A 5,355-nucleotide genomic window follows, 5' to 3' on the forward strand; every position below is an offset into this window, starting at 1 on the left:
GCTCCACGACCAGGGCGGCAAGCTCGTCATACGACGGACGCCCATCCCCAGCCTGCACCGAAAGATCATCCCACGAGCAGCACGACGCTCACGCCGTACCCGATCTTGAGCCCTGATGAATGCTTACGAGCGGATTGCCGTGGTCGATGACCAGCAGGGCCAACCACCACTGCGACGAGCCCTCCTTGACGCGGAAGGAGAGCGGCCTGCCGACTCGCGGGTTGCCGACCGGGCGGTAGCTGACCGCCGCTGTGCCCTTGCCGGGGTCCGCGACCCGGGCAAGGCCGTGCGGCTCAGGTCGATGTGCCCCGCCGGGCACTCCGGGCACTGGTCGACGACCTTGACCTGGACGGTGCCCTTCGGCCCGGTGACGTTCACGTAGCCGCCGCAGGCGGCCGCGGCGGCGTACTCGCGCGGAGAGAGCGCGACGTAGAGGTTGCCGGCGGGAGGCGACGGATATGAGCAGTTACCGCCCCCGGACTGGAGTTCGTACAGGGTGGCTTTCCCTTTGGTCGCCTTGCCTGCGACCGGCTTCGCGGGCGCGCGGGTGGCTGCGGCGCTCTCGCCGCTCCGGGCGGATTTCGCCAGGGCAGGGTCCGGGAGGAGCGAGGTCGCGGTGAGCGCGGCGGCGAGGACGAAGGGTAAGCGTCGCATCCAGGGGTTCCTCTCGTGCGGGATGGATGCGACAGTAGCGAAATCGGTACATCTCAGTACGGTAAAGCGTCAGATATCCAGACACGCGATCTATGTCCGGGTCAGTGCACCCGAACCGACGGCACGCCGATGGAGCCCGGCTCGGCCCCATCAGCCGAGACCCAGCCGGTGGGAGATCGCCGCCGCCTCCGATCGGTTCGCGGCGCCGAGCTTGGCGAGGATGTTGGACACGTGCACGCTCGCGGTCTTGTCGCTGATGAAGAGCGCCTGGGCGATCTGCCGATTGGTACGGCCGGTGGCCACCAATTTCAGCACGTCACGTTCGCGCGGAGTGAGCCCGAACCGGTCACCGGGCTCCGCGGACCGCCCGCTCGGCTCCGGTGCCTCCTCCGAGCTCGTCAGGTCGATGCGAGCCCGGCGTGCCAGGGCGCTGATCTCCTCGGCCAACAGCCGGGCCCCGAGATCCCGTGCCACGGTCCAGCCCTCGATGAGATCGGCGGCCACAGCCTCGCGGGAGGCGCCGGCGGACAGCAACGCCTCGCCGTACCGCCACCGCGCGTACCCGATCTCGAACGGACACTTGAGCCCCTGCCAGGCGGCCAGCGCCGCGGCCCAGCGCTGCGGGTCGCTCGCTCCCTCGATCCTGGTCCACTCGGCTTCGGCACTCATCAGCCTGGCCTCCACCAGGGGGATGGACACGTGAGCCGCGGCCGTACGGGCACGTTCCAGCAGACCACGGCCGATCCGGCGGGCCTGGCCGATTTCGTGGGCGTTCCGCTGGGCGACCGCCCGTTCGGCGATCGCCGCTTCGACCGTCAGGCCGATGTGGCTCACCTCGATGGTCAGCGAGCCCTCGTCGCTGTCGCCGAGCAGACGCAGCCCCTCGGCCACGGCATCCCTGGCCTCCTCCAGCCTGCCGTCCCATATGGCGACGGCGGCCATGCGGCCGAACTGCGGGGCGGCGTACTGGGGATCCAGGGAGAACGGCGTGCTCTTCAGCACCGCGGCCAGATCCTCCCAGGCCGCGGCCAGGTCGGCTCGATGCAGGAGATACAGGGCCCGGGCCTGAAGCGGTGCGGCGTCGAGGAAACCGGTCGGCGAGTCGAACTCGGCGAATTCCTCCTCCAGCAGCGACAGCGCCTCCTCCCCGCGGCCCAGGAAGATCAGCGACTCGGCGGCGTCCGCCAGCGCCGACCGCCCGTACATGCGAACCAGCCCGAAGCGGGCGGCCAGCCGGTACGCCTCAAGGCTGAGCTTCGCGGCCGCCTCCCACAGACCGTAGGTGTGAGCACACATGGGAGAAATCCTTAGAACGGTCCACGGCGACGCACTATCTTCCGGCCGGCACCGCCGCCACGCTTACGGCCGCAGCCACGCCGCCAGGTAGGCGAACGCGGCGTCCTGCATCATCACGTCGAACCGGTGACCACCGTCGAAGAACTCGCCGACATAGGCGTGCGGCGACCCGGCCTGCTGATAGCGCTGGGCCAGGCGCTCATCGGCGGCACGATCGCCCTGGTCACAGCCGGCGAGTGGCAGGCATATCCCGCAAGAGGAGCACCGCAGGCAGCGAAAAAGCCTACTTTCTCTCTAGAAAGAGGCGGGATGCTGGGGTTTGCCGGCCGGACGGATGCTACCTCTCATAGTGATAGCGACAGGCGGCGATCATGATGGTGTCGTCGTTGACGCGGTAGACGAGCCGGTGTTCTGAGGTGATACGCCGGGACCAGTAGCCGGACCATTCGTACTTCAGCGGCTCTGGTTTGCCGATGCCTTCGTTCTCGTTTCGGGCTATGTCAGCGATCAGCTGGTTGATCCTTTTGAGGATGCGTCGATCTTCTCGCTGCCAGTAGCAGTAGTCCTCCCAGGCAAGTTCGTCGAAAAGGATCTTCACGAGGTGGCGTCCTCATCGGCCAATTCGCGGACGGTGCCCCCTCCGGCCTCCAGACGGGCGACCGCCTCTGACAGCCGTCTGCGGTTGACGGGAGAGGCCATCAGGTAAAGCGTCTCGCGCATCGATTCGTATTCGCGCTGCGACACCATGACGACGCCCTCTCCGCCGGGGCGGGTGATGAGGACCTCCTCCTGGTCGTCGATGACGGCGTCGAGGGTGGCGGCGTAGTTGGCCCGCGATTCGGACATGGTCATCACCTTCATGCCATCAGTGTACATCATGATGTACATCAAATGCGGCGGTGGATCCGCACACGGGTACGCGCAAACATCAAGCTGTTGCATCAAGATGCGAATGGCTGCAGGTTCTTGTGACGAAAGCTCCACACTTCCGCTTCCACCCGAGAGGTAGAGGCAGAAGAGTGGTGACGTTGCTGTCAGTGGAGATCAAAAAGCCCCGAACAGTGATCCGTCCGGGGCGTTTTGGCTGTTCAGGCGAGGTGGTCAGGGGCGGGGTCGAACCGCCGACCTTTCCGCCTTCAGGCAATGGGAACGCACGTTCGAGCATGACGGAATCGCCCGCGACCTGCATTCAACCGTCCACAAGCGTCCACCGCTGTCCGTGATCAACTTTGACCGTTGTCACGCAGTCAGTCACTCAAGCCAGGCTGGCGAGCAGTTCCGAACTCGCCGAACAGGACCACGAGTCTCTTAAGGCATGGGGGCTCCATAAGGCGCGTCGCGCGCCTTCCTTCTCGCCGCGCTACGCGCGGAAGGCGCTGAAACACTTTGGGCAGGCGGGCGCTAGCAGGAGAGACCAGGGGGCCCAGTAAGCCGCCATTCGGCGACGAAGGGGGAGACCTGCAGAAGGCCGCTAGCCTGCTAGCCCGCAGGTAGATCGCCTTTTCGGGTGCTAGCGCAGGTGCTAGCACTGGCAGGGAGAGGTGCTAGGGCTACCCCCAGTGTTTCAGCCGCTCTTTTGCGCGACAGCGCGCTCAGGTAAACGCGCGAAGCACCGCATCCTGAGGACCACCACGGCTCACGTAATGGCCCCCAGTCCAGCTGTGGCGGTCGCTACTTGTCGGCTCCGGGAGCGGCGACGGACCACCCCACTGTCCGGCGGAGGTTGCTTCCGGGCTCAGGACCACTGCTGGTAGGAGGTGCCGTTGCAGTCTCTGAGTTTGACGCCGAGGGAGACACTCGCGGCGAGGCACTTGCCGTTCTGCAGATTCGGAACAGCACCCGACGAGTACCGGTACCACAGTTGGTACACGTTCCCCCTGCAGTCGACGAGTCTGATGCCCTTCTCGACGCTCCCGTCGAGGCACTTGCGACTTTGCAGGTGAACGATGTTCTCGCCGTTATTGCCCGGCTTTTGCCTGTACCACTGCTGGTACTCGCTGCCGTTGCAGTCTCTGAGTACGACGCCGATGGAGGTGGACGCGGCGAGGCACTTACCGCTCTGCACGTGCTTGACTTCCGGGAACGTGAGCGAAGCGAACAGCTGCGATGCCTCTGATTGCCGTTCGGCGGCGGCCGGTGTGGCGGCAGCCATGGTGAACAGAGCTACTGCCACAGCAGCGGTTCGGATAATGGCACGGTAATCCATCGTTCTCCTTGGGGATATCGCGGCTGCCGAATGGACAGCAAGAAGCATCTGCCACATGTGGGCTGTCGACCGTGCTGACGCTAGCGAGGGGCGGTATATCGCGGGTATGTCAATCATCCGGACAAGCCAAGCCGGTCATGACCACGCTCAACCGCTCACGCCCGCGTCACCCGAGGGGTCTGTGCGGTGTGTGAAAGCGCACGTGTAGGCCTTGCGCCACTGCAAGACCTACACCTGGTACGCCGACATCCACATCATCCCGGCTCTCGGCAAGCGCAAGCTGCGGGATCTCTGTGGAGGACCCAGCGGAGTGGACGCACAGGCCGACACGTGGACACTGCGAGCAAGCCGCGAACCGGCAGGCCGGTTGCGGTCAAGGGCTTCTGCGCTCGGTTCAACGACTTCCGACGCAGATACTGCCGCGCTCCTTGACGGCCGAGAAAGGCGACACCGCGCATGCGCGCCTACATCGTGCATTCCCTGCTCACGGGAGCTCGTACCGAGGAGCTCCGAGATCTTCGCTGGGATCACGTCGTGGCCTACGACGAACCCCGGAGGTTCTGGCGTCCCATCACCGAAGCGGGTTGGGATCACGATCAGTTCGCCATCCATGTGTGGCGCTCTGTACGGCAGTCCGGGGACACCAAGACCGTGAAGTCCCGACGCTCTCTCCGTATCCCGAACCGCTGCGTGACCGCGCTCAAGGTCCTAATGACCGAACAGAAGGACCTCGACCGGCTCAGCGAGCGCCGCGTGTTCGGTACCAAGACCGGCACGGCCATGACGGCGGAGAACGTACGGCGAGACTTCCGCACCGCCATCAAGGGGGTGTGAAGGGCATCGTGCCCGAGGAGTGGGCCCCGCGCGAGCTGCGGCACAGCTTCGTGTCTCTGCTCTCCGCTCACGATGTGCCGATCGAGCAAATCTCACGCCTGGTCGGCCACACGAACACGATCGTCACGGAGACCGTCTACCGCAAGCAGATCAGACCCGTCATGCAGGAGGGAGCGACGGTGATGGATGAGATCTTTCCGCTTATCCCGAAGTCATAGTCACGCAGTTAGTCACTCAGCCCTCCCTGCCAAAATAGACAGAGGTAGCAAACAGGTACAAAACTCTGTGCTGAGGGTGGGGAAGGAGACATCCCTTCGTGGGAGCAAGTGAACAGGATCCCGAGATCCCTGACCCACATGTACGCG

The 5,355-nt window shown here is 65.0% G+C and carries 7 protein-coding genes; 2 read left to right on the forward strand and 5 right to left on the reverse strand.

The genetic code is table 11. From position 1 onward, the window contains the following. Positions 1-123 precede the first annotated feature (123 nt). The 5 genes from ACTWPT_RS59325 to ACTWPT_RS59345 form a co-directional block, all read right to left on the reverse strand. Positions 124-654: a hypothetical protein gene (locus ACTWPT_RS59325; protein WP_443186361.1), complete on the reverse strand. Its 531-nt coding sequence runs from the start codon at positions 652-654 to the stop codon at positions 124-126. 150 nt (positions 655-804) lie between these two features. Continuing rightward, the gene (locus ACTWPT_RS59330) at positions 805-1,950 is read right to left on the reverse strand and encodes a helix-turn-helix domain-containing protein (RefSeq protein ID WP_443186362.1); all 1,146 of its coding nucleotides are present in this window, start codon (positions 1,948-1,950) and stop codon (positions 805-807) included. A gap of 337 nt (positions 1,951-2,287) precedes the next feature. Continuing rightward, positions 2,288-2,548 (reverse strand): Txe/YoeB family addiction module toxin, encoded by a 261-nt coding sequence (locus tag ACTWPT_RS59335; protein ID WP_443186363.1) that lies wholly within the window; start codon positions 2,546-2,548, stop codon positions 2,288-2,290. Continuing rightward, positions 2,545-2,838 carry a type II toxin-antitoxin system Phd/YefM family antitoxin gene (locus tag ACTWPT_RS59340; RefSeq protein ID WP_443186367.1) on the reverse strand — a complete coding sequence of 98 codons (294 nt, stop codon included), beginning with the start codon at positions 2,836-2,838 and terminating at the stop codon, positions 2,545-2,547. Before ACTWPT_RS59340 ends, ACTWPT_RS59335 begins: the two co-directional genes overlap by 4 nt. 847 nt (positions 2,839-3,685) lie before the next feature. Next, positions 3,686-4,156: an RICIN domain-containing protein gene (locus ACTWPT_RS59345; protein WP_443186364.1), complete on the reverse strand. Its 471-nt coding sequence runs from the start codon at positions 4,154-4,156 to the stop codon at positions 3,686-3,688. Positions 4,157-4,612: 456 nt separating this feature from the next. On the opposite strand from ACTWPT_RS59345, the gene ACTWPT_RS59350 reads away from it, so the two are divergent. Together ACTWPT_RS59350 and ACTWPT_RS59355 are read left to right on the forward strand one after the other, a co-directional pair. Beyond that, a complete protein-coding gene (locus tag ACTWPT_RS59350; RefSeq protein WP_443186365.1) occupies positions 4,613-4,990 on the forward strand; it encodes a hypothetical protein in 378 nt (125 codons plus the stop codon). Next, complete coding sequence (locus tag ACTWPT_RS59355; RefSeq protein ID WP_443186366.1) at positions 4,987-5,208, forward strand: tyrosine-type recombinase/integrase; 222 nt, start codon at positions 4,987-4,989, stop codon at positions 5,206-5,208. The genes ACTWPT_RS59350 and ACTWPT_RS59355 overlap by 4 nt, the downstream gene beginning before the upstream one ends. The last annotated feature ends 147 nt before the right edge of the window (positions 5,209-5,355 follow it).

The organism is Nonomuraea sp. 3N208 (assembly GCF_052245935.1).
In the GTDB taxonomy this organism is placed as follows: domain Bacteria; phylum Actinomycetota; class Actinomycetes; order Streptosporangiales; family Streptosporangiaceae; genus Nonomuraea.

Coding starts and splice junctions, on each gene's coding strand:
- ACTWPT_RS59325 (WP_443186361.1), bottom strand. CDS start 654: ATGCGACGCTTACCCTTCGTCCTCGCCGCCGCGCTCACCGCGACCTCG.
- ACTWPT_RS59330 (WP_443186362.1), bottom strand. CDS start 1,950: ATGTGTGCTCACACCTACGGTCTGTGGGAGGCGGCCGCGAAGCTCAGC.
- ACTWPT_RS59340 (WP_443186367.1), bottom strand. CDS start 2,838: ATGTACATCATGATGTACACTGATGGCATGAAGGTGATGACCATGTCC.
- ACTWPT_RS59345 (WP_443186364.1), bottom strand. CDS start 4,156: ATGGATTACCGTGCCATTATCCGAACCGCTGCTGTGGCAGTAGCTCTG.
- ACTWPT_RS59350 (WP_443186365.1), top strand. CDS start 4,613: ATGCGCGCCTACATCGTGCATTCCCTGCTCACGGGAGCTCGTACCGAG.